The organism is Cryobacterium frigoriphilum (assembly GCF_004403305.1).
Taxonomy (GTDB): Bacteria; Actinomycetota; Actinomycetes; order Actinomycetales; family Microbacteriaceae; genus Cryobacterium; species Cryobacterium frigoriphilum.
This window is the reverse complement of record NZ_SOHE01000037.1, coordinates 13,810-40,121: the sequence shown is the minus strand read 5'-3', so window position 1 is coordinate 40,121 and position 26,312 is coordinate 13,810. Positions and strand designations below refer to the sequence as shown.

Genomic DNA, 26,312 nt, shown 5'->3' with positions numbered 1-26,312 from the left:
CACCCGCCTCAGGTGTTGCTCCACTTTACTCCACTATCAACCACGATCTCAGGATTGATGGCCGGATTCGGAGAAAGTTCACCGGGAAGCCCTGAAAGCAGTGGGATTGGGGCGGTGGAGGGAAAGGGAGCGCTGTGCAGCCCACCGCCCATTCCGGGAGCGAAAATGGGTACAAAAAAAGGGCCGATCAGAAGATCGGCCCTTTTGGAGGTCAGATTATGAGGTCTGGGGGTGGAACTGGATGGAGCTGGTGGGGCGCTGTGGAGCTGGTGGGGCGCTGTGGAGCTGGCGTGCTGTGGAGCTGGTTTGGTGCCGGAGCTACTGCTGGCCGTCCTGGCGACGGTCCCAGCGGTCGTTCATGCGATCCATAAAGCCCTGCTCCGACGAGGCCGGCGCTGAACTGCGGCCGGCGGGGGGCGGACCGGAGAATCCGCGCACGGACTTTCCGGGAGTGATGGCAATCAGTACGCCAGCGAACATGAGGGCGAAGCCCACGATGCCCAACCACAGTTGCTGCAATGCAACCCCGGCAATCAGCGCGCCGATTCCGGCAACGGCAAGCAAGACACCGATGACGATTGAGCGATAGTTGGGTCGAAGTCTCGTCACACCGACGCTGGCGACAAAGTCGGCATCGTTGTGATAAAGGCTGCGCTCCATCTCTTCAAGGAGTCGCTGCTCCTGTTCCGAAAGCGGCATCTCATTCCCTCCAATAACGGGATCGAGCGGGTTGGCTCTCAATTCTAACCCCGCCACGGTGGCTAGGCTAGGCAGGTGACTGAAAGCACTCGTCTGGTCGATCTGGTTGATTCTCGTGTCGACGAATTCCTGATTACCCGTGAACCAATTGTGTCCTTGATCAGCCGTGATCTGACGCCGTTAGTGGACTTCTCACGGCAATTTCTCAGCGGTGGAAAGCGCTTCAGAGCCCTTTTTTGCTACTGGGGCTGGCAGAGCGTGCGCGGCGACGAATTCGGCGATCTCGCACCCGTCGTGTCGGCCGCCGCTGCCCTCGAGATTTTCCACGCCGCCGCGCTCGTGCACGACGACATCATCGACAATTCCGATACCCGGCGGGGCGGAGCATCCGCCCACAAGCTCTTCGAGGGGCTGCATCTGCGCGAGGGTTGGGCCGGCACGGCGGGTGATTTCGGCCGTGCGTCGGCGATTCTGCTCGGCGATCTGCTGCTCGGCTGGAGCGATGAGCTGCTCGACGAGGGCCTCGAGGCGCTGACGACGGATGCCCGTGCCGCCGGTCGGCGAGCCCGGCTGGAGTTCAATCACATGCGCACCGAGGTGACCGCTGGCCAGTACCTCGACATTCTCGAGGAGCAGGCCTGGATTGTGCAGCCCGAGTCGGAGCTGCTCGATCGCGCGCTGCGCGTGATCACCTTCAAGTCGGCGAAGTACAGCGTGCAGGCACCCCTCGTGATCGGGGCGGCTCTGGCCGGGGGCACGCCGGACCAGCTCGACGCCCTGCGCGCCTTCGGGCTGCCGCTGGGCATCGCCTATCAGCTGCGTGACGATCTGCTTGGAGTCTTCGGTGACGCATCCGTTACCGGCAAACCGAGCGGCGATGACCTGCGCGAGGGCAAACGCACCGTGCTGGTCGCCCTGGCTCGCGAGACGCTCGGCGCAAGCGAACGCACGCTGCTCGACGCGGAACTCGGCGACCTGACGCTCGACGCCCCCCGCATTGCGGTGTTGCAGCAGCTGATCCTGACCAGCGGCGCGGTCGACCGGGTCGAGGCACTCATCGCCGAACGGGTCGCCGAGGCAGAAGCCGTGCTCGAGGACGCACCGCTCGCTGCGACCGCTCGGTCGCAGCTGCGCACGCTCAGCGCGAAGGTGACGCGCCGAACGTTCTAGCGGGCGGGCGCTCGCGGTGGCGCGGGCGCCGTCGCCGTCAGACAAGCGCCGCGAGCGGTGCAGTGAGGCCGGCGCCGTGTTGCCTGCTTAGGCCAGCGCCTGGGCGACGCGTCGCACCTCGGCCTTGCGGCCGGCGCGCAGGGCGTCGATGGGTGCCGCGCCGAGGCTGTCGTCGACGTTGAGCAGCCAGTCCATGGCCTGCACGTCGGTGAAGCCGTCGTCGCCGAGCACGAAGATGGTGCCGCGCAATTCGGGAAGCGGCGCGCCGTCACGAATGAACGCGGCGGGTACCTGCAGCACGCCGTCACGGCGAATCGCGAGCAGGAATTTGTCTTCGATCAGCTGCTTGACGCGGCTGGCGCTGACGTTGAGCACATTGACAAGGGCGGGGAGGGTGAGCCACTGCGGCTCTGAAAACTCTTCGGTCACCTACTAAGCCTCCCACGATTTGGCGTTCGGTTCAAACGAACCTGCCGCGCCGTGCGCAATCGTCACGCCGGTGACGCTGATTGACTCCTCTGCCGATATGTGCCAGCGTGGTCAGTCGAAAGCAACGAATGGGAGCTCAATGTCGGCCGAAGTGAGCAAAATGGTGCAGAAAGTCGCGGCTTTGACGCAAAAACGCCGGGAATCCCGGCCTGCAGACGACACCCCCAGTTCACGGGGCATGTCGCGGAGCCTCGCGCTGAGCGTGCCGATCGTGCTCGTCAGCAGCCTCGCGCTCTCCCTGAACCTCGCGTCCCCGGCCCAGGCCGCCGGGCTCGCGAAGAAGCAGCTCGGCTCCGGACCACTGCTCGCCGCGCCGACCCCAACGGTCACCACCGCAGCGGTGCGCACCGAGGCCGCACCGACTGAGTACACCGTTGTCGAGGGTGACACCATCAGCGCAATCGCCGGTCGATTCGGTCTTGCGAGCGCGTCGGTGCTCGCGCTCAACGGCCTCGGCTGGTCGGCCCTCATCTTTCCCGGCCAGGTGCTCAAACTCGCCGAGCAGGCGCCGGCTCCGGTGTCGACGCCGGCGCCCCCTGCCCCGGCCGGGCAGCACACCGTCGTCGCCGGCGACACGCTCAGCGGCATCGCGGCCGGCGCCGCGGTGTCGGTGCAGGCGCTCCTCGACGCCAACGGTTTGACCCGCAGCAGCACCATTTTTCCGGGGCAGGCCATCGTGATTCCGGGAGCGCCGGCATCCGTCGCCGCCGTCACGCCCGTGGCCGCAGCCCCCGCGGCGTTCGTGGCCCCGGCCGCGGGCTCACACACCATTGCCACCGGCGACACCATCGGGGCCGTCGCGGCCGCAGCGGGCCTGTCGGTGCAGGAGATGCTCGACGCCAACGGCCTCGGCTGGTCGAGCATGATCTACCCGGGCCAGGTTCTGACAGTGCCGCAGCCGGCCGCGGTCATCGCCGCCGCCGCCGCAGCCGCCGCAGAAGCCGCAGCCGCTGCCGCGCTGCCCACGGCCGAGGCAGCCGTCTTCGTGACCACCGTCATGACAGATGAGATGCGCCAAAACGCGCAGACCATCGTCTCGGTCGGGCGTGCCGCCGGAGTCTCCGACCAGGGGCTCGTCATCGCCCTCGCCGCGGCCGCCCAGGAATCCGGCCTGCGCAATGTGGACCACGGTGACCGCGACTCCCTCGGCCTGTTTCAGCAGCGTCCCAGCATCGGTTGGGGCACCAACGAACAGGTGATGGACTCGACCAGGGCCAGCCTCGCGTTCTTCGGCGGGGCCGGCAACCCGAACCCCGGCGTGACCCGAGGGCTGCTCGACATTCCCGGCTGGGAGTCCATGAGCGTGACGGATGCCGCCCAGGCCGTTCAAATCTCGGCCCACCCAGACTTCTACGCCAAGTGGGAGGCCTCTGCTCGGCTCTGGCTGCCGCAGCTGGGCTGACCCGATTGCCCCGCGAACCATTCGACGCGAAAAAACGCCCCAACAACGCCCTGTTCGGGCCGGACCTGCCGAAATTCCCGTCGGACTGCGTCGAATGGTCCGGCGGCAGCCGGGTGAGATTCGTCTTGGCGGAGTGTTTGCCGCGCCGATGCCTCGCGAATCCCTAGAATAAATCGAGTGAGTGATATCCCGACCGACCCGATGCTCGGCCGTCTGATTGATGGCCGCTATGAGGTGCGCTCGCGAATCGCCCGCGGCGGCATGGCCACGGTCTACCTCGCCACGGATTTGCGCCTGGAACGCCGGGTTGCGCTCAAGATCATGCACGGCCACCTCGCCGATGACGCCGATTTTCGCAGCCGTTTCATTCAGGAGGCCCGGTCGGCCGCGAGGCTCGCGCACCCCAACGTGGTCAACGTCTTCGACCAGGGCCAGGACGCCGACATGGCCTACCTCGTCATGGAGTACCTGCCGGGCATCACCCTGCGCGATCTGCTCAAAGATTACGGGCGGCTGACCCCCGAGCAGACCCTCGACATTCTCGAAGCGGTGCTGAGCGGTCTCGCCGCGGCCCACAAGGCCGGAATCGTGCACCGCGATGTGAAGCCCGAGAATGTGCTGCTCGCCGACGACGGCCGCATCAAGATCAGCGACTTCGGCCTGGCCCGCGCGAGCAATAACAACACGGCGACCGGTCAGGCCCTGCTGGGCACGATCGCATACCTCTCCCCCGAGCTCGTCACGCGCGGAGTGGCGGATGCGCGCAGCGACATTTACGCCCTCGGCATCATGACGTTCGAGATGCTCACTGGCGAGCAGCCCTACGTCGGCGATGCACCCATGCAGATCGCCTACCAGCACGCGAACGACACGGTTCCGATGCCCAGCAGCAAGGTGCCCTCGATCCCCCAGGAACTCGACGAGCTCGTGCTGTGGGCGACCGCGCGCGACCCGGAACAGCGTCCCCGTGACGCGCGCGTCATGCTCGACCAACTGCTCGATGTGGGCAGCATGCTGCGCCCCGCCGTCGCGGGCACCAAGACGATGGTCATGCCGCGCGGCGGCCAGACCAGCGGCGTGCTGCTGGGGGCGCCGGTTTCACCGCTCACGGCCGAAGCCGAAACCCAGATTCTGGGAGCAGCGACGCTGCTTCCCACCGGACCAGGTGCGTCCAACGACCTCGTCTTGCCCGGTGGCGGCACGGTTGCCAACGGGGCCGTTCTGGCGAAGAAGACGCGCGGCCGCAAGGCCCGCGGCTACTGGCTGTTCGCCCTCGTTCTGTTTCTCGCGACCGTCATCGGCGGCACCGGCTGGTACTTCGGCTCGGGGCCCGGCTCCGAGGTCGCCGTGCCCTCGCTCGTGAGTTCCACCCCAGAGGATGCCGCGGCGCGGCTGCTCGAACTCGGCCTGGTTGCCGAGCCCGGTTCGGTGTACAGCGCGACGATTCCCGAAGGGCTCGTCACGGGAACCGAACCGGGCGCCGGCACGCGGCTCGGGCAGGACAGTGTCGTGCAGGTCATCGTCTCGCTGGGGCTGCAGCCGATCACCCTGCCGGCCCTCGCGGGGCTCAGTCAAGGCGACGCAGAAGACACGATCACCGGGCTGGCCGCCGTCGTCGGCACGGTCGACCCGATCTTCAGCGCCGATGTCGAGGCCGGGGTCGTGATCGCCGCCAGCAAAGAGAGCGACGGCGCCGACGTATCCGCTGGCGGCGACTACTTCGAGGGACTCACCGTGAACCTCGTCGTGTCTCTCGGGGCCATTCCCGCGGTCGCCGGCGAGTCGGTCGAGGATGCCACGGCGATTCTGGCCGACAAGGGCCTGCTCGTGACCCGCGGCGAGGAATCCTACGACGACAGCGTGCCGGAGGGCGATGTGATTCGCGGCTCGGCACCCGAGGGAACGGTTCGCGCCGGAGCGACGATCACGCTGACGATCTCCCGCGGCCCGGAGCCGGTCGAGGTTCCCAGAAACGTCGTCGGCCTATCCTGGACTGAAGCCAAACCCCTGCTCGAGGCCTCCGGATTGAAACTGGACTACATTCCGTTCGCCGACGCACCGGGTGCGTCGAATTTCTTCACGGTCATGAAGCTGGAACCGGGGGAAGGTCAGCTCGTTCCAGCGGGTTCAACGATCAAGATCAGTTTCACCGCATAGGCGTGCCGCGCCGCGCCGCACACCGATATGGGTCTCGAAGCGGTGCGGGCCAGCGCGGCTGACAAGCCCCGAGGCTTCGTCAAGGTCGCGAAAGCGTGTCAGAGCGACGATTCAACCGCTCTCGCGGAACGTGGCGCGGCGATCTGGGGCGAAAGGCACGTTGGCACCGTAAGCGCGCCCGATACGGGGACGCGCTACCGTAACGGCCGTAGCGGCCACCCGTATCGGGCGCGCTCATCACCGAGCGCGGCCGCTGCCGCACGCGCGCGGCATCCGCTGCCGCAGCACGCACCGAGGACCCGGCGGCCAGCACGCCCGCAGCCGGTCCCATCCGGCCACCCCACAACGCCCACCCCACGACGCCCACCCCACGACGCCCACCCGCACGCGAAAGCGGGTGGATCGTCGGTTAGAGCGGGTCTGAACGACGAATCACCCGCTCTCGCGGAGATGGGGCGGGTGGGGCGGGAACCTACTAGCGAACGGCGAGCTCCTCGGCCACCAGGAAGGCCAACTCGAGAGACTGCATGTGGTTCAGGCGCGGGTCGCAGAGCGACTCGTAACGGGTCGCAAGAGCGGCCTCGTCAATGTGCTCCGAGCCGCCGAGGCACTCCGTGACGTCGTCGCCGGTGAGTTCCACGTGGATGCCACCCGGGTGGGTGCCGACCGCGCGGTGCGCCTCGAAGAAGCCCTTGACCTCGTCGACGACGTCGTCGAAGCGACGCGTCTTGTAGCCGGTCGGTGTCGTGACGCCGTTACCGTGCATGGGGTCGGTCACCCACAGCGGGGTCGCGTCGCTGGCCTTGATGGCTTCGAGCAGCGGCGGCAGGGCGTCGCGAATCTTGCCGGCGCCCATCCGGGTGATGAACGTGAGCCGCCCGGGCTCGCGGTTGGGGTCGAGCTTGTCGATCAGGCGCAGCATGTCGTCGGCCGAGGTGCTCGGGCCGAGCTTGACGCCGATCGGGTTGCGCACACGCGACAGGAAGTCCACGTGCGCTCCGTCGAGGTCGCGAGTACGCTCTCCGATCCAGACGAAGTGCGCGCTCGTGTTGTACGGCGTGCCGGTGCGGGAGTCGATGCGGGTCATGGGGCGCTCGTAGTCCATGAGCAGGCCCTCGTGGCTCGTGTAGAACTCGGTGCGACGCATGGCCTCGAAGTCGGCTCCGCAGGCGATCATGAACTTGATCGCCCGGTCGATCTCTTTGGCGACCTTCTCGTACCGCTGGTTGGCCGGGTTCTTCGCGAAGCCCTGATTCCAGCTGTGCACCTGTCGCAGGTCGGCGAAGCCGCCCTGCGTGAAGGCCCGGATGAGGTTGAGGGTCGATGCGGCGGTGTGGTACCCCTTCACGAGACGGGCCGGGTCGGCCTCGCGGGATTCCGGGGTGAAGTCGTAGCCGTTCACGATGTCACCGCGGTAGGCGGGCAGGGTGACGTCGCCCCGGGTCTCGAAGTTACTCGAGCGCGGCTTGGCGAACTGGCCGGCCATGCGGCCCATCTTGATGACGGGCATCGAAGCGCCGTAGGTGAGAACGACGGCCATTTGCAGCACGGTCTTGACGCGGTTACGAATCTGCTCGGCGGTCGCACCGCTGAAGGTCTCGGCGCAGTCGCCGCCCTGCAGCAGGAAAGCGTGGCCGCTCGCGGCCTGGGCGAGACGGTCGCGCAGAATATCGACCTCGCCCGCGAAGACGAGGGGCGGCTGGGTGGCCAGCTCGGCCGAGGCTGCGGCGACGACGGCCGCGTCGGGCCAGGTCGGCTGCTGCTTGATCGGCAGTGTGCGCCAGTGGTCAAGGCCGGCGATCACTGATTTCTCTGCCACGACAACCGGTTCGGTGGGGTCTACCACGGGGTAATTCCTGGTTTCTCTTGGGCGCACATCGTCCGAGCTCGACAGTATCGAGCTGTCATCGGCCGAGAACTGTGGGCGGTGAACAGGCCAGAACGCGCTGGACGGCCTGGCCTGAGCCTATCGCGAAAGGGTCGCGCGCTTTTCCTTGACGGAGGTGGCGTAGACGTCGACATATTCCTGGGTGCTGAGGCGCTGGAGCTCGTACATGAGCTCATCGGTCACGCTGCGCAGCACGAAGCGGTCGCCCTCCATGCCTTCGAAACGGGTGAAGTCCAGGGGGGTTCCGATGACGATGCCGATGCGCCGTACCTTCGGGATGCGGGTACCGGTCGGCATGGCCTTCTCGGTGTCGATCATGGCGACCGGGATCACCGGGACACCCGATTCGAGCACCATCCGGGCAACGCCGGTGCGGCCGCGATACATCTTCGCGTCGGGGCTGCGGGTTCCTTCCGGATAGATGCCGAGAACCCCTCCCAGCCCGAGCACCCGCAGGCCGGTGTTGAGGGAGTCTTCCGAAGCCTTGCCGCCTGAACGGTCGATCGGCAACTGGCCCGTCGCCTTGAAGAACTGCTTGGTCGCCCACCCCTTGAGTCCCTTGCCGGTGAAGTACTCGCTTTTGGCGAGAAAGACGACACGACGAGACACCACGAGCGGAAGAAACACCGAGTCGATGAAGGACAGGTGGTTGCTCGCGAGAATGACGCCGCCGCTCTTGGGGATGTTCTCGAGGCCGACGACCCAGGGTCGAAAGATTCCCAGCAACAACGGGCCAACGACAATGTTCTTCATGAACCAGTAGAACAACGCGCACTCCTTTTATTCGACTGATCGAGCCTACTGCGTGACGCTGTCGCGTGCGAGATCGGCCGCGCCGACGACGCCGGCATCGTTGACGAGCTGGGCGATCACGAACTCCGGTTCCGGGTGGTAGCCGCGGGCCGGCAGATGTTCGAGGTACGCGGTGCGGATCGGCTCGAGCAGCAGGTCCCCGGCCGCGGCGACTCCGCCGCCGAACACGAAAACCTGAGGGTCGAGCACGGCGCCGAGGCTCGCGCAGGCCTGGCCCAGGGCGCCGCCGAGCTGGCGCAGCGCAGCGAGGGCGCCGCCGTCTCCGGCGAGGATGAGGCGGCCGACCTCTTTGCCGGTCAGTTTGCCCTTGCGGGATCGGGCGGCGGCCAGGCCGAGGCCGACACCACCGGCATCCGCGTACTCGTTGGCGATGCGCAGCAGGGCCCGACCGGATCCGTACTGCTCGATGCAGCCGTGCGCGCCGCAGCCGCAGGGCAGACCGTTCGGCACGAGGCGCAAGTGGCCGAGCTCGGCGGCCGCACCGAAGCCGCCGCGGAAGAGACGACCGCCCGCGACGATGGCGCCGCCCACGCCGGTGCCGATGGTCAGCATGACCATGTCGTGGAAGGGGCGACCGGCACCAAACCTGAATTCGGCCCAGCCGGCCGCGTTGGCGTCATTCTCGATCAAAATCGGCAGGTCGAGGCGGGCCTCGAGCTTCGTGCGGAACGGCTCGTTGCGCCAGTTGATGTTGGGCGCGTAGTGCACGGTGGATTGTTCGGCGTCAATGAATCCGGCGGCGGCGACCCCTGCGGCGATGACCTGCTCGCCCGCGGCCAGTCCCTCAATCATGGCCACGACGGCGTCTTCAATCTCACGCGGGTCGGTGGCCTCGGTGGGTACCCGGTCGGAGCGCAGAATCGTACCGCTCGCGTCGACGAGGGCGCCGGCGATCTTGGTGCCCCCGATATCAATTCCAATGGCGTGCACGGCGAACCTTTCGTGGTGGAGCGGGTCGGCGAAGTTGAGCCAGCTGCGGCGAACTGATACAAGCACAGGCGCGGCTCCGAGATACCGACAACTGCACCCTCTAGAGTGTAGTAAAACAGTTTGCCGTAAGGCGAAAAACCCCCCTCACCCGAGCTTTTCTCGGTAGAGTGTGGGCATCCGCTGCCGGTACCGAAGGAGTTACCGTGAAACAATTTGACGTTCCCGCCATCGTTCCCGCCGATCCCGGCGCCAATGTCACCGATCTTCTTGTCGATCGCCTCGCCGCCACCCCCGACTCCGTGCTGTTCTCACTGCCGAGAAACGGTGAATGGGTTCCGGTCACGACGCGTGAGTTTCACGCTCAGGTCGTCGCCCTCGCGAAGGGCCTCGTCGCCGCCGGGATCGCTCCGGGCGACAAGATCGGCCTCATGTGCAAGACCCGCTACGAGTGGACACTGATCGACTTCGCCGTCTGGTTCGCCGGCGCCGTGCTGGTTCCCGTCTACGAGACCAGCTCCCCCAGCCAGGTGCAGTGGAACCTGAGCGACTCCGGTGCGACGGCCCTCATCGTCGAGACGCCCGATCACTTCGCCCGGTTCGACGAGGTGCACCCCGAATTGCCGAACATCGCTTCGGTGTGGCAGATCGACCTCGGTGACCTGGACAAGCTCGCTGCCGGCGGCGTCGCCGTGACGGATGCCGAAATCGACCGCCGCCGCAACCTCGCCGTCGGCGACGACATGGCCACCCTCATCTACACCTCGGGCTCGACCGGCCGGCCCAAGGGCTGTGTGCTCACCCACGCCAATTTTCTGGAGACCAGCCGCAACTCCGCGGTGGCCCTGAAAGAGGTGCTGACCCACCCGGACGGTGCCTCGACCCTGCTTTTCATCACGACGGCTCACGTCTTCGCGCGCTTCATCTCGGTGCTGTGCGTGCACGCCAACGTGCGGGTCGGTCACCAGGCCGACACCAAACAGCTTCTGCCGGCGCTCGGCAGCTTCAAGCCGACCTTTCTGCTCGCCGTGCCGCGGGTGTTCGAGAAGGTGTACAACTCGGCGCAGCAGAAGGCTGAGGCCGGCGGCAAGGGCAAGATCTTCGATGCCGCCGCACACATCGCGGTCGAGCATTCCAAGGCCGTGCAGGCCGGCACCGCGGTTCCGCTCATGATGAAGGTCAAGTTTGCGCTCTTCGACCGCCTCGTCTACAGCAAACTGCGCGCCGCAATGGGCGGAAACGTGGTCTACGCCGTCTCGGGGTCCGCTCCCCTCGGCGAACACCTCGGCCACTTCTTCCACAGCCTCGGCATCGTGATTCTCGAGGGCTACGGGCTCACCGAGACGACCGCCCCGGCGACCGTGAGCCTGGCCACCCGCGCCAAGATCGGCACGGTCGGCCCGCCGCTGCCCGGAGTCTCGGTGCGCGTCATGGACGACGGCGAGATCGAGGTCAAGGGCGTCAACGTCTTCAAGGAGTACTGGAAGAACCCCGAAGCCACCCGGGAGACCTTCAACGAGGGCTGGCTGCGCACGGGCGACATCGGCTCCTTTGACAACGACGGCTTTCTCACGATCACCGGACGCAAGAAGGAGATCATCGTCACGGCCGGCGGCAAGAACGTCGCACCGGCCGCCCTCGAAGACCCCATCCGCGCCAATCCGCTCGTCGGGCAGGTCGTCGTCGTCGGCGACCAGAAGCCCTTCATCTCAGCACTCGTGACGCTCGACCCCGACATGCTTCCGGTCTGGCTCAACAACAACCACGAGGATGCCGGCATGAGCCTCACCGAGGCATCCGTCAACCCCGCCGTGCTCGCCGAAATTCAGCGGGCCGTGGACCACGCCAACGAGGGTGTCTCCCGAGCGGAGTCGATTCGCAAGTTCACCCTGCTCGACATCGAACTGACCGAGGCGAGCGGCCACCTGACACCGAAAATGAGCATCAAGCGCAACATCATTCTGCGCGACTTCGCCGAGACCATCGACGACATGTACGCGGGCGCGCCCGTCACCGGAGGCTTCTCGATTCGGGACTAGCCCCACCACGACAGACGATGGGCCGCTCTGCCACTGGCAGAGCGGCCCATTCTGTCGCGCTGTGTTGATCCAGGCCCCGTCGATCCCGGCCCCGTCGATCCCGGCCCTGTCGATCGAGGACGTGTCGATCCCGGCCCTGTCGAGTGAGGACGTGTCGACTTAGAACCAGGTGGACTCGCGGACCTCTTTCATCGCCGCTCGACGATTCGTCTTGTCGAGGCGGTCAAGGTACAGCAGGCCATCGAGGTGGTCGGTCTCGTGCTGCAGCGCCTGGGCCATGATGCCGGTGCCGGAGAGTTCGACGGGTTCGCCGTCAAGGTCGATTCCGGTGACGCGGGCGAACGGATACCGCATGGTGGGGTACCACAGGCCGGGCACCGAGAGGCAGCCCTCATCGAGCGGGACGGGTTCACCGCTGACCTCGACGACGACCGGGTTGAGGATGTAGCCGATCTCACCGTCGACGTTGTAGCTGAAGGCCCGCACGTTCACGCCGATCTGCGAGGCAGCGACACCGGCCCGGCCCGGCAGCCTGACGCTGTCGACGAGGTCCTGCACGAGCGAACGCACACGGTCGTCGATCGTGAGGATCGGGTCGGACACGGTTTTGAGGACCGGGTCCCCGAGAAGACGGATCTGGCGTTCGGGCACGAAGGAAACCTTAACTGAAATGACGTACGTGGAAATGGGGCTGCGGAGCGACTGGCGATTTAAGAGTTCTGGTCGGCAGGAAGGCCTTCCACCACCAGGGCGGCGAGGGTGCGGGCCGCCAGTTGGGTGATCGGCTGCAGGTCTTTGTAGGACACCACGCTGCCGGCGGCGAGCTGCGCATCGTAGGGAATACGCACGATCTCGCGAACCCGGGACCGAAAGTGCGACTCGATCTCTTCAAGCCGAACCAGGTTGGTGCCCTGGGTGGCGGTGTTGATCGCGACAATGCTGTTGCGCACGAGCTCACCGTAACCGTTGGCTTCGAGCCAGGTGAGCGTCTCGGATGCAAGGCGGGCCTCGTCGACGCTGCCGCCCGAGACGATGACGATGGAATCGGCGCGCTGCAGGGTGGCCCGCATCACGGAGTGCACGATGCCGGTGCCGCAGTCGGTGAGCACGATCGAGTAGAACCGGGCCGCGAGGTCGGCGACGACGTTGTAGTCGTTCTCGTCGAATGCCTCGGAGAGCAGCGGGTCGGTGTCGGAGGCGAGGATATCCAGCCGCGTCTCGTCGCGGGAGACGAGCGCGGTGAAGTCGGTGAAGTTACCGATCGAGGCTGCGCGGGTGACCACGTCGCGCACGGTCAGGCGGGTCTGTTTGCTCACCCGCTCCGACAGGGTGCCGCGGTCGGGGTTCGCGTCGACGGCGATGATGCGGTCGTCGCGCGCGTCGGCGAGGGCCATGCCGAGCAGGGCCGTCACGGTGGTCTTGCCGACGCCGCCCTTGCGGGTGAGGATCGGTACGAAACGGGCTCCGCCGTCGAAGTGGCGTCGAATGCGCTCATCCATCTGTTGATGGGCGCGCACCTTGGCGGAGTCACCGAGGTTGACCACGTGCAGGGTCGCGTCATACACGAACCGGTTCCAGGCTCCGCGCGGCGCACGGCGGGTGCGTCGGTTGACCTCGAGCAGGCGGTCGGAGGTGAGCATTGACGCCGATTCCGGCCCGCCACTCTCGGTGCGAACCTGGCGGTCGGCCTCGTCTCGCGGGGCACCGAGCGACACGGCGACAGACGTCGTGACGACGGATGCGCGCGCTCCCCGTGAATTCGACGGGGTACCGACCTCGACAGTGTGGGTAGCGGGGTTCTGGGCTGCCGGGTGCTGGGCGGAGGCCCGCACCAGGGCTGGCGCACCGGCTGCGGCGCGGCGCGGCCCCGGGTTACCGGCGTTGCGTGCCGCACCGGCAGCAGCAGACGCTCCGGCGGCAGAAGCCGTTCGGGCGGCAGAGACCGGCAGCGGAACGCTCAGGTTCTCGGGCAGGGCAGCGGCCAGGTTGTCGATGCTGTGCGGCGGAAGCTCACTGTTGTACTCCTCGGTGAACACACCACCGGCCGACGTGCGTGCGCCCGACGCCCCGGTACCGCCCGCAGCTGACTGCGCGGCGGTACCGCCGTCGTCGTTACCCTTTTCGGCCATTGGTCCCTGCCCTTCGATAGACGGGCCTAATCCTAGCGCGGACGTACCACCACAAGCAGATCACCGGCGTCGACCTGCTGGGTCACCGGGATGGCGACGCGTTCGATGACACCGCTGATCGGTGAGGTGATCGCGGCCTCCATCTTCATGGCCTCGATGCTCGCGATGCTCTGGCCGGCTTCGATGGCTGCGCCCTCCTCGACCTGCAGGGTGACGACGCCGGAGAACGGCGCGGCAATCTGCCCCGGCTGGTTCGCGTCGGCCTTCTCGGCCGTGCGGGCCTCGACGGCGATGCTGCGGTCCCGCACGAAGACGGGACGCAACTGACCGTTCAGCACGGTCATGACGGTGCGCATGCCCTTCGCATCCGCTTCACCGATGGCCTCGAGGCCGACGTAGAGGCGCACGCCGGGGGCGATGTCGACCGCATGCTCTTGGCCCTGCTGCAGGCCGTAGAGGTAGTCGACGGTGTCGACGACCGACAGGTCGCCGAAGAGCTCACGAATCTGCTCGAACTGGCGCGTCGGTGCCGGGAACAGCAGCTGGTTGAGCATCGCGCGGCGGGTCGAGCTGTCGGCGTCGAGCGCGGTGCGCTCGGGCCCGGTGAGTTCGGTCACGCCGATCCGCACGTTGCGGCCCGCGAGCACCTTGCTGCGGAACGGTTCTGGCCAGCCGCCCGGCAGGTCGCCGAGTTCCCCGGCCATGAAACCGATAACCGAGTCGGGCACGTCGTACTTGTCGGGGTTTTTCTCGAAGTCGGCCGGGTCGGCCTTCACCGCGGCGAGGTAGAGCGCGAGGTCACCGACAACCTTCGACGAGGGCGTCACCTTCGGTACCCGGCCGAGGATCTTGTTGGCGGCGGTGTACATGTCCTCGATGAGCTCGAAGTGGTCAGCGAGGCCGAGGGCGACCGCCTGGGTGCGCAGGTTGGAGAGTTGGCCGCCGGGAATTTCGTGCTTGTAGACCCGACCGGTCGGGGCCGACAGGCCCGACTCGAAGGGGTGGTAGACGTGGCGCACGGCCTCCCAGTATGGTTCGAGGTCGCAGACATTCTGCAGGCTGATGCCGGTGTCGCGCTCGGTGTGGGCGAGCGCGGCGACGAGAGAACTCGCCGAGGGCTGGCTCGTGGTGCCGGCCATCGGGGCGCTGGCCACGTCGACCGCGTCGGCGCCGGCTCGGGAGGCGGCGAGCAGGGTCGCGAGCTGGCCGCCGGCGGTGTCGTGGGTGTGCACGTGCACCGGCAGGTCGAAGCGCTCGCGGAACGCGCTGACGAGCTTCTCGGCTGCGGCGGGTCGCAGCAGCCCGGCCATGTCCTTGATCGCGAGCACGTGGGCGCCGGACTCGACGATCTGCTCGGCCAGGCGCAGGTAGTAGTCGAGGGTATAGAGGTCCTCGGCCGGGTCGAGCAGGTCGCCGGTGTAGCAGACGGCGACCTCGGCCAGGCTCGTGCCGGTCGCGAGTACGGCGTCGATCGCCGGACGCATCTGGGACACGTCGTTCAGGGCGTCGAAGATACGGAAGATGTCCACGCCGGTCGATGCGGCTTCGCGCACGAAGGCATCCGTCACCTCGGTCGGGTACGGGGTGTAGCCGACGGTGTTGCGGCCGCGCAGCAGCATCTGGATGTTGATGTTCGGCAGCGACTCGCGCAGGGCGGCGAGGCGTTCCCACGGGTCTTCACCGAGAAAACGCAGCGCGACGTCGTAGGTCGCGCCGCCCCAGGCCTCGACCGAGAGCAGCTCGGGGGTGAGGCGCGCGACGTAGGGTGCGACCGCGACGAGGTCCTTGGTGCGCACCCGAGTGGCCAGCAGCGACTGGTGGGCGTCACGGAACGTGGTGTCCGTCACGGCGAGGGCCGTCTGGGCCCGCAGGGAGGCCGCGAACTTGACCGGGCCCAGAAGCTGCAGGCGCTGACGTGAGCCGCCCGGAGCCGGCGTCGTGAGGTCGAGGGCGGGAAGCTTCTCGGTGGGGCTCACGAGCGTCACGGGCACGCCGTTGGGCTGGTTCACCGTGACGTCGGCGAGCCAGTTGAGGATCTTCGTGCCGCGGTCCTTGGAGGTGCGGGTGCGCAGCAGGTCGGGGCGTTCGTCGATGAAGGAGGTGCTGACGTCGCCGACGGCGAAATCGGGGTCTTCGAGCACGGCCTGCAGGAACGCGATGTTGGTGGACACGCCGCGGATGCGGAACTCGGCGAGGGCGCGCTTGGAACGGGTGACCGCGGCGCTGTAGTCGCGGCCGCGGCAGGTCAGCTTGGCGAGCATGGAGTCGAAGTGCGGGCTGATCTGCGTGCCCGGGTTGATCGTGCCGCCGTCGAGGCGGATGCCCGCGCCGCCCGGGGAACGGTAGGTGGTGATCTTGCCGGTGTCGGGGCGGAAGCCCGCGGACGGGTCTTCGGTCGTGATGCGGCACTGCAGGGCGAATCCGCGCAGGCGGATCTGTTCCTGGTGCAGGTTGAGTTCGGCGAGGGTCTCCCCCGCTGCGATGCGGATCTGGGACTGCACGAGGTCGATATCCGTTACCTCTTCGGTCACGGTGTGCTCGACCTGGATGCGCGGGTTCATCTCGATGAACACGTGCTGGCCGGCGCGCTCCCCGACCGTGTCGAGCAGAAACTCAACGGTTCCGGCGTTGACGTAGCCGATGGAGCGGGCGAACTTGATCGCGTCGGCGTAGAGCTTCTCGCGAATCTCGTCGCTGAGGTTCGGGGCGGGCGCGATCTCGATGACCTTCTGGTGGCGGCGCTGCACCGAGCAGTCCCGCTCGAACAGGTGCACGGTCTCACCGGTCGCGTCGGCAAGAATCTGCACCTCGATGTGGCGGGGACGCAGCACGGCGGCCTCGAGGAACATGGTCGGGTCACCGAAGGCGCTGTTCGCCTCGCGCATGGCCTCTTCGAGGCTGCCGCGGAGGTCCTTCATGGTGGCCACGCGGCGCATGCCGCGCCCGCCGCCACCGGCGACGGCCTTGGCGAAGATGGGGAATCCGATCTCCTCGGCCTGGCTGATGAGCAATTCGACGTCTTGTGAGGGCCGCGTGGATTTCAGCACCGGAACGCCGGCCGCAATGGCGTGTTCCTTCGCGGTGACCTTGTTGCCGGCCATCTCGAGCACGTCGGCGCCCGGGCCGATGAAGGTGATGCCGGCCTCGGCGCACGCCTCGGCGAGCTCTGGGTTCTCCGACAAAAATCCGTACCCGGGGTAGATGGCATCGGCGCCGCACTCCCGAGCCACTCGGATGATCTCGCCCACGTTCAGGTAGGCGCGCACCGGATGTCCGGGCTCACCGATCTGGTACGCCTCGTCCGCCTTCAGGCGGTGCAGGGAGTTGCGGTCCTCAAAAGGGAACACCGCAACGGTCTTCGCACCGAGTTCAAAAGCCGCGCGCATGGCACGGATCGCGATCTCTCCACGGTTGGCAACAAGGATTTTCGTGAACATGCAGACCTTTCGACGGTGACGCGGCGTACAGGCAACGGTTAGGTTCTCCCAGACTAGTAAAGGTAACGTAGCTTCTTGTGCACGTACTAAGCGTTAGCTCCCTCAAGGGAGGAGTAGGAAAGACCACGGTGACCCTTGGTCTGGCTTCTGCTGCCTTCGCCCGGGGTGTTCGAACCCTCGTGGTCGACCTCGATCCCCAGTCCGACGTCTCGACGGGTATGGATATCCAGCTTGCCGGCCACCTGAACGTGGCCGACGTGCTGACCAGCCCGAAAGAAAAAACCGTGCGCGCCGCCATCGCCCCGAGCGGGTGGACCCGCGGCGGCCAGGGCACCATCGATGTCATGATCGGCAGCCCCTCGGCCATCAACTTCGACGGGCCGCACCCCAGCATCCGCGATATCTGGAAGCTCGAGGAAGCCCTCTCCACCGTTGAGAAGGACTACGACCTCGTGCTCATCGACTGTGCACCATCGCTCAACGCCCTCACGCGCACCGCGTGGGCCGCGAGCGACCGCGTCGCCGTGGTCACCGAGCCTGGACTGTTCTCGGTCGCCGCTGCCGACCGTGCGCTGCGCGCAATCGAAGAGATTCGCCGTGGGCTCAGCCCGCGCCTGCAGCCGCTCGGCATCATCGTGAACCGGGCGCGCGTCGCGTCGCTCGAACACCAGTTTCGAATCAAGGAGCTGCGGGACATGTTTGGGCCGCTCGTGCTCAGCCCGCAACTGCCCGAGCGCACCTCGCTGCAGCAGGCGCAGGGTGCCGCGAAGCCCCTGCACGTGTGGCCGGGCGAGAGCGCCCAGGAGATGGCCGGATACTTCGACCAGCTGCTCGAACGTATTCTGCGCACCGCGCGCATCGGCGAGTACGCCGAAGCCGCCGCCCTCTAGCCTCACCGGCGACGGCGCTCACTACCCCGCCCCCGGCTCCGACCCCGGTTGCTAATTCAGGCTGCGCCGGCTGAAACCCGCAGATTCGGCCCGCCTGGGCCATCCGTGACCAGTTTTTCCTGAATTCGCCACCGACGCGGTGACAGACGGATACGGCGGGTCGGGGCAGCCGGACGGCGCGGTGAAGGGATGCGGCGCAGCGAGCGACCGGGACGTCTCGCCCGGTCAGGAGATTTTGCGGGTGCTGCGGCGCTGGGCGAGTTCGTCGTCGGGGTCGGCGAGCTGCAGGTCGAGTTCGACCAGGCTCGTCTCGACCTCGCGCAGAACCTTGCCAACGGCGATGCCGAAAACGCCCTGGCCGCGGCTCACGAGGTCGATGACCTCGTCGTTGCTCGTGCACAGGTAGACGCTCGCGCCGTCGCTCATGAGCGTGGTCTGCGCGAGGTCGCTCACGCCGGATTCGCGCAGCTGGTTCACGGCGGTGCGAATCTGCTGCAGTGAGATGCCGGTGTCGAGCAGGCGCTTCACGAGCTTGAGCACGAGGATGTCACGGAAGCCGTAGAGGCGCTGGGTGCCCGATCCGGTGGCCCCGCGCACGGTGGGCTCGACGAGCGCGGTTCGTGCCCAGTAGTCGAGCTGTCGATAACTGATGCCGGCCGCGCGGGCGGCGATGGCACCGCGGTAGCCGGCCTGGGCATCCAGTTCAGGCATGCCGTCGGTGAAGAGCACGTCCATGCCGTAGCGGGCGGCATCGTCTTGCGGGTTAAGTTCAGTCATGATGCCTCCCTCCGGAGCTGTGCTCAAATGCGTGAGTGCTGTACTGCTCTGGCAACGCTACCGATGCGGGCAGCCTCGGCCCGGGACATCCGCCCGACCAATATCGTGTCGAGGGGCATCAGGCCGAGTACCGGGGTACTCGCCATCCTCCAGTGTACGACCTACTTGGTCAGCCGGCCGAGGGCAGAACGAATCAGGCTGCTGCGCACAACCTCGAGCTGGCCGGCGATCTCGACGGCCATTTCGGAGGCCTTGGCACGGCTGGACGCGTCTTTGCGGCGTGACTGCGGCACCAGCGCGCTCTCGATCAGGCCCAGCTCACGCTCTGCGGCCCCGCGGAACCCGCGCAGGTGGCGTGGTTCGATGCCGCTGCGCTGCAGCTCGACGAGAGCGCGCAGCACCTGCAGCACGTTGTCGCCGTAGTAGTCGGCGGGCAAGATGATCGAGGCCGACACGGCGTCGTGCATGAGGGCAGCGGATGCCCCGGCGTCGCGAATCAGTTCCTCACGGCTCAGTCGCCGCGCGGCCGAGAGCATGGTGAGGCCGGGGGTGGCCCCGCCCGGCACCGTCGGCGACAGGCCGGCGTCCAGGTCGTCGAGATAGGAGCGAATCACCTTGAGCGGCAGGTAGTGATCGCGCTGCATCGAGAGGATCAGGCGCAGGCGCTCGAGGTCACCGGTGCAGAACTTGCGATAGCCCGATTCGGTGCGCGCCGGAGAGACCAGGCCCTGCTCCTCGAGAAAGCGCAGCTTCGACGGGGTGAGGTCGGGAAAATCCGGTGTGAGGCGTGCAAGAACCTGACCGATGCTGAGTAGCGGCGCCGCGCCCGAGGCCAACGCCCGGGCGGAGGATGCCGCCATTAGTCGCTCGCTGCGGCGGCGTGCGCGAGGTCAAGGCGCGACGCGTAAAACGTGAGGCGAAACTTGCCGACCTGAACTTCGGCGCCGTCGCTGAGCTGAGCCGTGTCGATGCGGTTTCCATCGAAGTAGGTGCCGTTGAGCGAGCCGAGGTCTTTGACCCCGAAGCGCGTGCCCGTGCGCAGAAACTCGGCGTGACGACGCGACACGGTCACATCGTCGAGAAAAATGTCCGCGTTCGGGTGACGCCCGACGCTCGTGACATCGGCGTCGAGCAGAAAACGTGCTCCCGTATTCGGGCCCCGCCGCACCACGAGAAGCGCCGAACCGGACGGCAGCGCGGCGATGGCCGCCTGCTCTTCAACCGAGACGTCACCGTCGAGCTGCGCGAGTTGCGCCGCGAATTCGTGACCGAACGTCATCGTCGAGTCGGTCATCGGGCTCTGTGAAACAGAGTCTGCGGGCGTCACGTGAGCCTCTTTCGGGTCCTCGGACTTGTTTGTGCTGTCGAAATCGACCACCGTGCACCTCCTATCGTTCAAGCGTATCGGATTGAGCGGGTGCCCGAACCCGGGGAATGCGAGTTACACGCACCGTTTCGATGAGGTAAATGATGCCGGCCCACCAATAGAGGAACGCGCCCCACAGCCCGAAGGCCCAGCCCACCGGGCCGGACCACCATGCCAACTCGGGAAAGGCTTGCCCCAGCATGATGACTGGCAGAGCATAAAACAAGCAGAATGTGGCAATTTTTCCCAGCAGGTGCACTGGTAACGGACCAAAACCGTGGTTGGCCAGCACAATACCGACGATCAGCATGAAGACATCGCGCCCGACGACCACGACCACGAGCCACCACGGCACGAGATCGCGCAGGGCGAGCCCGATCAGGGCGGCAAAGATGTAGAGCCGGTCGGCCGCCGGGTCGAGCAGCTGGCCCAGGCGGGTGATCTGGTTGAAGCGGCGGGCAATCCAGCCATCGAGAAAATCGGTGCCGCTCGAGAATGCCAGCACGAGCAGCGCGCCGGCATCATGGCCCTCGGCGAGCAGGTACAGAAAGACGGGCACGAGCAGCAACCGCAGCAGGCTCAGCACATTGGGCACGGTCCAGACCCGCGAACTGACGGGACTCGAGCCGGCAACTCCGGTCTGTGTGCTGGTCACAGGGCGAGTCTACTGGGGGGCGAGTGAACTGGGGGCGAGTGGACTGGGGGCGAGTGGACTGGGGGGCGAGTGAACTGGGGGCGACCGCGCTACGGGCGCGCCCTACCTCCGACACCACTCCTGTCGGAGCGGCTGTTCTCGACGCTGCGCCGCAGCGCCTCCATCAGATCGAGCACCTCACCGCCGCCGCCCGCCCCGCCGCCCGCCCCGCCGCTCGCCTCGCCGTTCGCGGCATCGCCCTCGCCCGCTGCCCGACCGAAGGTTTGCTCGGTCGTGACGGAGTCGCCGCGCTCGAGCTTGGCCACGATCAGCTCGTGCAACTGGGCCTGATAGTCGTCGGTGAAGTTCTCGGGCGTGAAATCCCCGGCAAAGGAGTCAACGAGCGCGGCCGACAGCTCAAGCTCACGATCGGAGACGCGCACCGATTCGCCCAGCGCCGCAAATTTTGCCTCCCGCACCTCGTCACTCCACAGCATTCCCTGCAGCATCAGCACGTCGCCGCGCACCCGAAGCGCACCCAGCCGGGTCTTTTGGCGCAGCGCGAAGCGCACGATAGCGGTGCGCTCCGTCGACTCCAGGGTGCGGCGCAGCAGGACGTAGGCCTTGGCGGATTTGCCGTCGGGTTCCAGAAAGTAGCTGCGCTCGAACATGATCGGGTCGAGCTGGTCATTGGGCACGAACTCGACCACGTCGATCTCCCGGCTGCGTTCCTCGGGTAGCGACTTGAGGTCGGTATCGGTGAGGATCACGGTGCGTTCGCCGTCGTCGTAGGCGCGGGTGATGTGTTCGTAGTCGACGACGCGTCCGCAGACCTCACAGCGACGCTGATAGCGGATGCGCCCGCCATCCGTATCGTGCACCTGGTGCAGCGCGATGTCGTGGTCTTCGGTGGCGCTGTAGACCTTGACGGGAACGTTGACGAGTCCGAAGGTGATCGCGCCCTTCCAGATCGATCTCATGCAGACAGTACACACCCGCCCCGCCTTCGAGGCCAGTGATTGGCTCACGAGTGAGCAGTTTTCGCGCTTCCCGAGCGCTTGCCGAGCTCGGGAAGCGCCACCATTGCTCACTCGACAATGGCGGCGGCTCGTCGAGACCTGCGTGCGCCCTAGTCGGGCGCCCGGCCCGGGGGCATGCTGGGCGCATGAACGACGCCCGCCAGGTGGTGACCGTGAACGGCCACCGCCTCACGCTCACGCACCTCGACAAGGTGATGTACCCCGAGACCGGCACGACCAAGGCCGAGGTGCTCGCCTACTACGCGAACGTCGCGCCCGCACTCATCCGCCATGCTGCGAACCGGCCGGCCACCCGTCAGCGCTGGGTACACGGCGTCGGCACGGCCGAGAACCCCGGTGCCGTGTTCTTTCAGAAGAATCTCGAGGAGGGCGCGCCGGACTGGGTGCCGCGGCTGCCCATTCAGCACAGTGACCGGGTGATCGTCTACCCGCTCGTGAACGACCTCGCCACCCTGACCTGGCTCGCGCAGCTGAGCGCCCTGGAGATCCACGTACCGCAGTGGCAGTGTGGGCCGGGCGGCGAGGCCCGCCCCGCCGACCGGCTTGTGCTCGACCTCGACCCCGGACCCGGCGTCGGCCTCGCCGACTGCGCCGACGTCGCCCGGCTGGCCCGGCAGATTCTGCAGGACATGGGACTCGTGCCGATGCCGGTCACGAGCGGCAGCAAGGGAATCCACCTCTACGCCGCTCTCGACGGCCGGTATTCGTCGGAGCAGGTCGTGCTCGTCGCCCATGAGCTGGCCCGAGCGCTCGAAGCGGATCATCCCGACCGGGTGGTGAGCGGCATGAGCAAGGCGCTGCGCCACGGCAAGGTGTTCGTGGACTGGAGCCAGAACAGTGCCGCCAAGACCACGATCGCGCCCTACTCACTGCGCGGGCGGGCCCGGCCGACGGTCGCCGCGCCCCGGACCTGGGCCGAGCTGGACTCCCCCACGCTCGCCCAGCTTGAGCTCGCCGAGGTGGTGCAGCGGCTGGCCCGGCTCGGTGACCCCCTTGCGGTCATCGTGCCGCCCGCTGACCGGTTCGCCGACCCGCTCGCCGCGTATCGCGGCAAACGTCGGGCCAATCGCACGCCCGAACCGGTTCCGGATGCCCGGCCGGTGACGGATGGCGCGGCATCCGTCACCGGAGGCGACGCACCGATCGGCTCGGCGACCGGCACCTCGTTCGTCATTCACGAGCACCATGCGCGGCGACTGCACTGGGACCTGCGGCTGGAACGCGACGGCGTGCTCGTGTCGTGGGCGCTGCCGAAGGGCGTGCCCTCCGACCCGACCCGCAACCACCTCGCGGTGCAGACCGAGCACCATCCGCTCGAGTACGGGTCGTTCGAGGGCAGGATTCCGGCCGGAGAATACGGTGCGGGGCAGATCTCGATCTGGGACCACGGCGAGTATGAGCTCGAGAAATGGCGGGCCGATGAGGTGATCGCGACGCTGCACGGGCAACCGGGCGGGGGGCTCGGCGGGGCGCGACGGATCGCGCTGATTCATACCGGCGGGGGCACTGGGGCGTCGGCGAGCGAGGCGAAGGCGGATCAGAACTGGCTCATTCATCTGATGAAGCCGGCCGCAGCGCGGGAGCCGGTTTCCGCACCGATGCCGATGCCGATGCCGATGCCGATGCCGGAGTACATCTCCCCGATGCTCGCCACCGCAGGATCCGACCGTGACCTGGGCGATGACGCGTGGGCCTTCGAGATGAAATGGGACGGCATTCGGGCCATCGCCCTGCTCGATGGTGCGGGTGACGCACGGCTGCTCACCCGCAACGGCAACGATGTGACGGCCGCCTATCCCGAGATCGTCGCCGGGCTCCGGGCCGCGATGCCGAGCGGTTCGGCCGTGCTCGACGGCGAGATCGTGGCACTCGACCGCACCGGCAGGCCCAATTTCGGGCTGCTGCAGACCCGCATGAACCTCGGCGCGGCCGAGGCCCGAGCTGCGGCATCCCGGGTCGGAGTGCACTACCTGCTCTTTGACGTGCTCGAACGGCACGGCCGCTCGCTCGTGGCGGAACCCTACGACGCCAGGCGCGCTCTGCTCGAGGGGCTGCTCTTGCCGGCGACGGTGACGACCGCGGTGGCCGCCCACGTGCAGGTGCCCGCGGCGCTCAGCGGCGACTACGCCGAGGCCCTGCAGACGAGCCGCCGACTCGGCCTCGAGGGCATCGTGGCGAAGCGGCGGGATGCGCCGTATCGGCCTGGCCGCCGATCGCGCACGTGGATCAAGGTGAAGCACACCCGTGCCCAGGAGGTCGTGATCGGCGGGTGGCGGCCCGGCACCGGCAATCGCGCCGACACCGTCGGGGCACTGCTGCTCGGGATCCCCGGCGAGGGCGGGTTGATCTACGTCGGACGGGTCGGTACCGGCTTCAGCGATCGGGATCTGGTCGCGGCGCACCGGCTGCTGTCCCCCTTGCGCGCCGCGCAGAGCCCGTTTCTGGCGGTGCCGCCGCTCGATGCCCTGGGCGCCCGTTGGGTGCGGCCGGAGCTCGTCGGCGAGGTGGAATTTGGCGAGTGGACGGCGGCGGGCCGGCTTCGGCATCCGTCGTGGCGGGGCTGGCGCACCGACAAGGGGCCGGGCGACGTGCACGCCGACTTGAGCGGCGCGGACGCGACTTAGAGTCGGGCGCGCAGGGCCGGCCAGGCGACCGCGAAGCCGGGGTGCAGGGCGAGAGAATCGACGGATGCGGGATCGACCCAGCGCAGCGCGATGCTCTCGGCGTCACCGATGACCGGTTCGAAGCTCTCGGTGGCCTGCACGACGACCGTCGTGTACGACCAGAAGCCGAGGTCGAACACCGAGGTGAACAGCACCTGCAGCAGGTGAGCCGGAACCCCGGCCTCTTCGTTGGCTTCGCGCAGCGCCGCCTCGAGGGCCGTTTCGTCTTCGTGGCGGGCGCCGCCCGGCAGGCCCCAGGTGTCGCCGAAGTGGCTCCAGAGCGCCCGGTGCTGCAGCAGCACACCACGCTGCGGGTGATGCACGAGCAGCCCGGCGGCCCCGAAACGGCCCCAATACTTGCGGCCGTCGGGCGCGACGACCCAGGCGTCGCCGCTGGGCCGGGTGCTTCCGATCGCGCTCATGGCTTAAGCATGCCTCCCCGGCGGCCCCGATTGCACATTACCGGTCAAGAAACGTCACGGACGGGGTTAGACGGCCACCGGTCAGACGGCGACGATCGCGTGCACCGGCACAGCGCCGAGACGGGAACGCCCCTGCAGGGCGGTGAGCTCGAGCACGACGCCGACGCCGGTCAGTTCATAGCCGGCGCGTTCGATCAGCCGTGACGTTGCCGCGATGGTTCCCCCGGTGGCCAGAACGTCGTCGAGCACGAGTACCCGCGAACCGGGCGGCAGCTGGCCGACCTCGAGTTCGAGGCGCGCCGAGCCGTATTCCAGGTCGTACTCCTCGGTCAGGACCGTTCCGGGAAGCTTGCCGCCCTTGCGCACGGCGAGCACCGCGGCATCCGCTGCGTAACCGACGGCGGCCGCGAGCAGAAAACCGCGTGCCTCGATGCCGGCCACCGCGTCGAACTGCCCGGCATGACGGCCGGCGAGTTCATCGACGAGGCTGCGGAACGCCCGCGCGTTCGCGAACACCGGGTTGAGGTCCTGAAAGACGATCCCGGCCTTCGGAAAATCCGGGTAGGAGGCCAGAAGGGAATGAACGTAGTCTGCAGCGGGAGAAGTCACTGCGTCAGCCTACGTGGCTCTCAGGTCGCGGGGCCTCGCACCGCGGCCGGATCGGGCGCGTGCTCTTCCATCACGGCTTCGCCGAGGGCGTCAAGAAAGCGGATGACGGTGAGCTGTTCTTCGGCACTCAGGGCGACGACGACATCCATCATGCGCTTGTGGGAGTGACCGAGGGCCTGATGAATGGCGGTATGAGCCAGGTCGGTCGCGACAATGAGCTGGCCACGACGGTCGGTGGGGTGCGGCTCGCGTCGCACGTGTCCGAGCAGGGCCAGCCGGTTGAGCAGTTTGGTCGTGGCGGCCGACGAGATACCCAGCTGCACGCTCAACTCGGTCGGGGTGACGTGTTCGCCGAGACGGGCCGCGGCCACCAGGTGCCGCAACGCCGCCAGATCGGTCGCGTTGACGGCGAGCTCGGAGGCCGTGCGGGAGCGCATCGCGGAGTCCGACCGGCGAAAACGACGCACGGCGTGCAGCACGGCGACCGCGTTCTCATTCGCCTGGGTCAGTGAAAGCGCGCCGGGGGCCGCGTCGGGGTTCGTGCCGGAACCGGGCGAACCCGAAACCGCCGGTTCACCGTCGCCGGGCAGCGCTTCGGGCGCTCCTGCGGCGGTACTCGGAGCCGGGTACCAGTACCCGGGCACCGAGGGGCGGTGTGTGGCGGTCATTTATCCATGTTAACAGTGGGTGACTGTCGTGTTAGCCTCAATACTCGCTAACTTAGTTAGTTATAATTTTGCTGTAACTTAGCTGGCACATGC

22 protein-coding genes are annotated in these 26,312 nt (G+C 67.3%); 6 read left to right on the top strand and 16 right to left on the bottom strand.

The window, feature by feature from the left end; translation table 11 throughout:
* Positions 1–318: 318 nt before the first annotated feature.
* The gene (locus tag E3T55_RS08025) at positions 319–699 is read right to left on the bottom strand and encodes a DUF3040 domain-containing protein (protein ID WP_134519067.1); all 381 of its coding nucleotides are present in this window, start codon (positions 697–699) and stop codon (positions 319–321) included.
* A 75-nt stretch (positions 700–774) separates the two neighbouring features.
* Between E3T55_RS08025 and E3T55_RS08020 the strand changes: the two genes are divergently transcribed.
* A complete protein-coding gene (locus E3T55_RS08020; RefSeq protein ID WP_134519050.1) occupies positions 775–1,869 on the top strand; it encodes a polyprenyl synthetase family protein in 1,095 nt (364 codons plus the stop codon).
* Between the two features lie 87 nt (positions 1,870–1,956).
* Here E3T55_RS08020 and E3T55_RS08015 read toward each other — a convergent pair whose 3' ends face one another.
* Positions 1,957–2,298: an Rv2175c family DNA-binding protein gene (locus tag E3T55_RS08015; protein WP_134519049.1), complete on the bottom strand. Its 342-nt coding sequence runs from the start codon at positions 2,296–2,298 to the stop codon at positions 1,957–1,959.
* Between the two features lie 238 nt (positions 2,299–2,536).
* On the opposite strand from E3T55_RS08015, the gene E3T55_RS08010 reads away from it, so the two are divergent.
* Together E3T55_RS08010 and pknB are read left to right on the top strand one after the other, a co-directional pair.
* Positions 2,537–3,760 carry a muramidase family protein gene (locus E3T55_RS08010; RefSeq protein WP_166791714.1) on the top strand — a complete coding sequence of 408 codons (1,224 nt, stop codon included), beginning with the start codon at positions 2,537–2,539 and terminating at the stop codon, positions 3,758–3,760.
* Between the two features lie 177 nt (positions 3,761–3,937).
* On the top strand, positions 3,938–5,917 hold the full coding sequence (pknB, locus tag E3T55_RS08005; protein WP_134519047.1) for a Stk1 family PASTA domain-containing Ser/Thr kinase: 1,980 nt from the start codon (positions 3,938–3,940) through the stop codon (positions 5,915–5,917).
* 475 nt (positions 5,918–6,392) lie between these two features.
* On the opposite strand, the gene E3T55_RS08000 is transcribed toward pknB, so the two are convergent.
* From E3T55_RS08000 to E3T55_RS07990, 3 genes are all read right to left on the bottom strand, one after another.
* Entirely contained in the window at positions 6,393–7,763 is a 1,371-nt protein-coding gene (locus E3T55_RS08000) for a class II 3-deoxy-7-phosphoheptulonate synthase (RefSeq protein ID WP_420897985.1), read from the bottom strand.
* Between the two features lie 120 nt (positions 7,764–7,883).
* Positions 7,884–8,573 (bottom strand): lysophospholipid acyltransferase family protein, encoded by a 690-nt coding sequence (locus E3T55_RS07995; protein WP_134519046.1) that lies wholly within the window; start codon positions 8,571–8,573, stop codon positions 7,884–7,886.
* Between the two features lie 30 nt (positions 8,574–8,603).
* Positions 8,604–9,548, bottom strand: a complete 945-nt coding sequence (locus E3T55_RS07990; protein WP_134519065.1) for an ROK family glucokinase — start codon at positions 9,546–9,548, stop codon at positions 8,604–8,606.
* A 203-nt stretch (positions 9,549–9,751) separates the two neighbouring features.
* Here E3T55_RS07990 and E3T55_RS07985 point away from each other — a divergent pair, with 203 nt between their 5' ends.
* Positions 9,752–11,584, top strand: a complete 1,833-nt coding sequence (locus E3T55_RS07985; RefSeq protein ID WP_134519045.1) for an AMP-dependent synthetase/ligase — start codon at positions 9,752–9,754, stop codon at positions 11,582–11,584.
* Between the two features lie 159 nt (positions 11,585–11,743).
* On the opposite strand, the gene def is transcribed toward E3T55_RS07985, so the two are convergent.
* Genes def through E3T55_RS07965 form a run of 3 tightly spaced genes read right to left on the bottom strand, consistent with a single transcriptional unit; the run spans position 11,744 to position 17,150 of the window.
* Entirely contained in the window at positions 11,744–12,235 is a 492-nt protein-coding gene (gene def, locus E3T55_RS07975) for a peptide deformylase (protein ID WP_134519044.1), read from the bottom strand.
* Between the two features lie 59 nt (positions 12,236–12,294).
* Complete coding sequence (locus E3T55_RS07970; RefSeq protein WP_241992944.1) at positions 12,295–13,713, bottom strand: MinD/ParA family ATP-binding protein; 1,419 nt, start codon at positions 13,711–13,713, stop codon at positions 12,295–12,297.
* Between the two features lie 32 nt (positions 13,714–13,745).
* The gene (locus tag E3T55_RS07965; RefSeq protein WP_134519043.1) at positions 13,746–17,150 is read right to left on the bottom strand and encodes a pyruvate carboxylase; all 3,405 of its coding nucleotides are present in this window, start codon (positions 17,148–17,150) and stop codon (positions 13,746–13,748) included.
* A gap of 77 nt (positions 17,151–17,227) precedes the next feature.
* Here E3T55_RS07965 and E3T55_RS07960 point away from each other — a divergent pair, with 77 nt between their 5' ends.
* Entirely contained in the window at positions 17,228–18,040 is an 813-nt protein-coding gene (locus E3T55_RS07960) for a ParA family protein (protein ID WP_134519042.1), read from the top strand.
* Positions 18,041–18,265: 225 nt separating this feature from the next.
* On the opposite strand, the gene E3T55_RS07955 is transcribed toward E3T55_RS07960, so the two are convergent.
* The 5 genes from E3T55_RS07955 to ku all read right to left on the bottom strand — a co-directional run bounded on the left by E3T55_RS07955 (position 18,266) and on the right by ku (position 21,797).
* Positions 18,266–18,817: a MerR family transcriptional regulator gene (locus E3T55_RS07955; protein ID WP_134519041.1), complete on the bottom strand. Its 552-nt coding sequence runs from the start codon at positions 18,815–18,817 to the stop codon at positions 18,266–18,268.
* 161 nt (positions 18,818–18,978) lie between these two features.
* The gene (ftsR, locus tag E3T55_RS07950; protein WP_134519040.1) at positions 18,979–19,677 is read right to left on the bottom strand and encodes a transcriptional regulator FtsR; all 699 of its coding nucleotides are present in this window, start codon (positions 19,675–19,677) and stop codon (positions 18,979–18,981) included.
* Positions 19,677–20,111: an FHA domain-containing protein gene (locus E3T55_RS07945; RefSeq protein WP_134519039.1), complete on the bottom strand. Its 435-nt coding sequence runs from the start codon at positions 20,109–20,111 to the stop codon at positions 19,677–19,679. Before E3T55_RS07945 ends, ftsR begins: the two co-directional genes overlap by 1 nt.
* 94 nt (positions 20,112–20,205) lie before the next feature.
* Positions 20,206–20,838: a CDP-alcohol phosphatidyltransferase family protein gene (locus E3T55_RS07940; RefSeq protein WP_134519038.1), complete on the bottom strand. Its 633-nt coding sequence runs from the start codon at positions 20,836–20,838 to the stop codon at positions 20,206–20,208.
* An 89-nt stretch (positions 20,839–20,927) separates the two neighbouring features.
* Positions 20,928–21,797 (bottom strand): non-homologous end joining protein Ku, encoded by an 870-nt coding sequence (ku, locus tag E3T55_RS07935; RefSeq protein WP_134519037.1) that lies wholly within the window; start codon positions 21,795–21,797, stop codon positions 20,928–20,930.
* Positions 21,798–21,982: 185 nt separating this feature from the next.
* Between ku and E3T55_RS07930 the strand changes: the two genes are divergently transcribed.
* A complete protein-coding gene (locus tag E3T55_RS07930; protein ID WP_134519036.1) occupies positions 21,983–24,481 on the top strand; it encodes an ATP-dependent DNA ligase in 2,499 nt (832 codons plus the stop codon).
* Here the strand turns inward: E3T55_RS07930 and E3T55_RS07925 are convergent.
* The 3 genes from E3T55_RS07925 to E3T55_RS07915 form a co-directional block, all read right to left on the bottom strand.
* Positions 24,478–24,942: an NUDIX domain-containing protein gene (locus tag E3T55_RS07925; protein WP_134519035.1), complete on the bottom strand. Its 465-nt coding sequence runs from the start codon at positions 24,940–24,942 to the stop codon at positions 24,478–24,480. The two genes, E3T55_RS07930 and E3T55_RS07925, sit on opposite strands and share 4 nt — an antisense overlap.
* Before the next feature lie 81 nt (positions 24,943–25,023).
* Positions 25,024–25,551: an adenine phosphoribosyltransferase gene (locus E3T55_RS07920; protein ID WP_134519034.1), complete on the bottom strand. Its 528-nt coding sequence runs from the start codon at positions 25,549–25,551 to the stop codon at positions 25,024–25,026.
* Positions 25,552–25,571: 20 nt separating this feature from the next.
* Complete coding sequence (locus E3T55_RS07915) at positions 25,572–26,219, bottom strand: MarR family winged helix-turn-helix transcriptional regulator (RefSeq protein ID WP_134519033.1); 648 nt, start codon at positions 26,217–26,219, stop codon at positions 25,572–25,574.
* Positions 26,220–26,312: the final 93 nt, after the last annotated feature.

What these genes read in the sequence shown, in the direction of transcription:
- ftsR (WP_134519040.1), bottom strand. Translation starts at nt 19,677, where the DNA reads ATGGCGGCATCCTCCGCCCGGGCGTTGGCCTCGGGCGCGGCGCCGCTA.
- E3T55_RS07965 (WP_134519043.1), bottom strand. Translation starts at nt 17,150, where the DNA reads ATGTTCACGAAAATCCTTGTTGCCAACCGTGGAGAGATCGCGATCCGT.
- E3T55_RS07970 (WP_241992944.1), bottom strand. Translation starts at nt 13,713, where the DNA reads ATGGCCGAAAAGGGTAACGACGACGGCGGTACCGCCGCGCAGTCAGCT.
- E3T55_RS07945 (WP_134519039.1), bottom strand. Translation starts at nt 20,111, where the DNA reads ATGACCGACTCGACGATGACGTTCGGTCACGAATTCGCGGCGCAACTC.
- E3T55_RS07925 (WP_134519035.1), bottom strand. Translation starts at nt 24,942, where the DNA reads ATGAGCGCGATCGGAAGCACCCGGCCCAGCGGCGACGCCTGGGTCGTC.
- E3T55_RS08010 (WP_166791714.1), top strand. Translation starts at nt 2,537, where the DNA reads ATGTCGCGGAGCCTCGCGCTGAGCGTGCCGATCGTGCTCGTCAGCAGC.
- E3T55_RS07915 (WP_134519033.1), bottom strand. Translation starts at nt 26,219, where the DNA reads ATGACCGCCACACACCGCCCCTCGGTGCCCGGGTACTGGTACCCGGCT.
- E3T55_RS07930 (WP_134519036.1), top strand. Translation starts at nt 21,983, where the DNA reads ATGAACGACGCCCGCCAGGTGGTGACCGTGAACGGCCACCGCCTCACG.
- ku (WP_134519037.1), bottom strand. Translation starts at nt 21,797, where the DNA reads ATGAGATCGATCTGGAAGGGCGCGATCACCTTCGGACTCGTCAACGTT.
- E3T55_RS07955 (WP_134519041.1), bottom strand. Translation starts at nt 18,817, where the DNA reads ATGACTGAACTTAACCCGCAAGACGATGCCGCCCGCTACGGCATGGAC.
- E3T55_RS08025 (WP_134519067.1), bottom strand. Translation starts at nt 699, where the DNA reads ATGCCGCTTTCGGAACAGGAGCAGCGACTCCTTGAAGAGATGGAGCGC.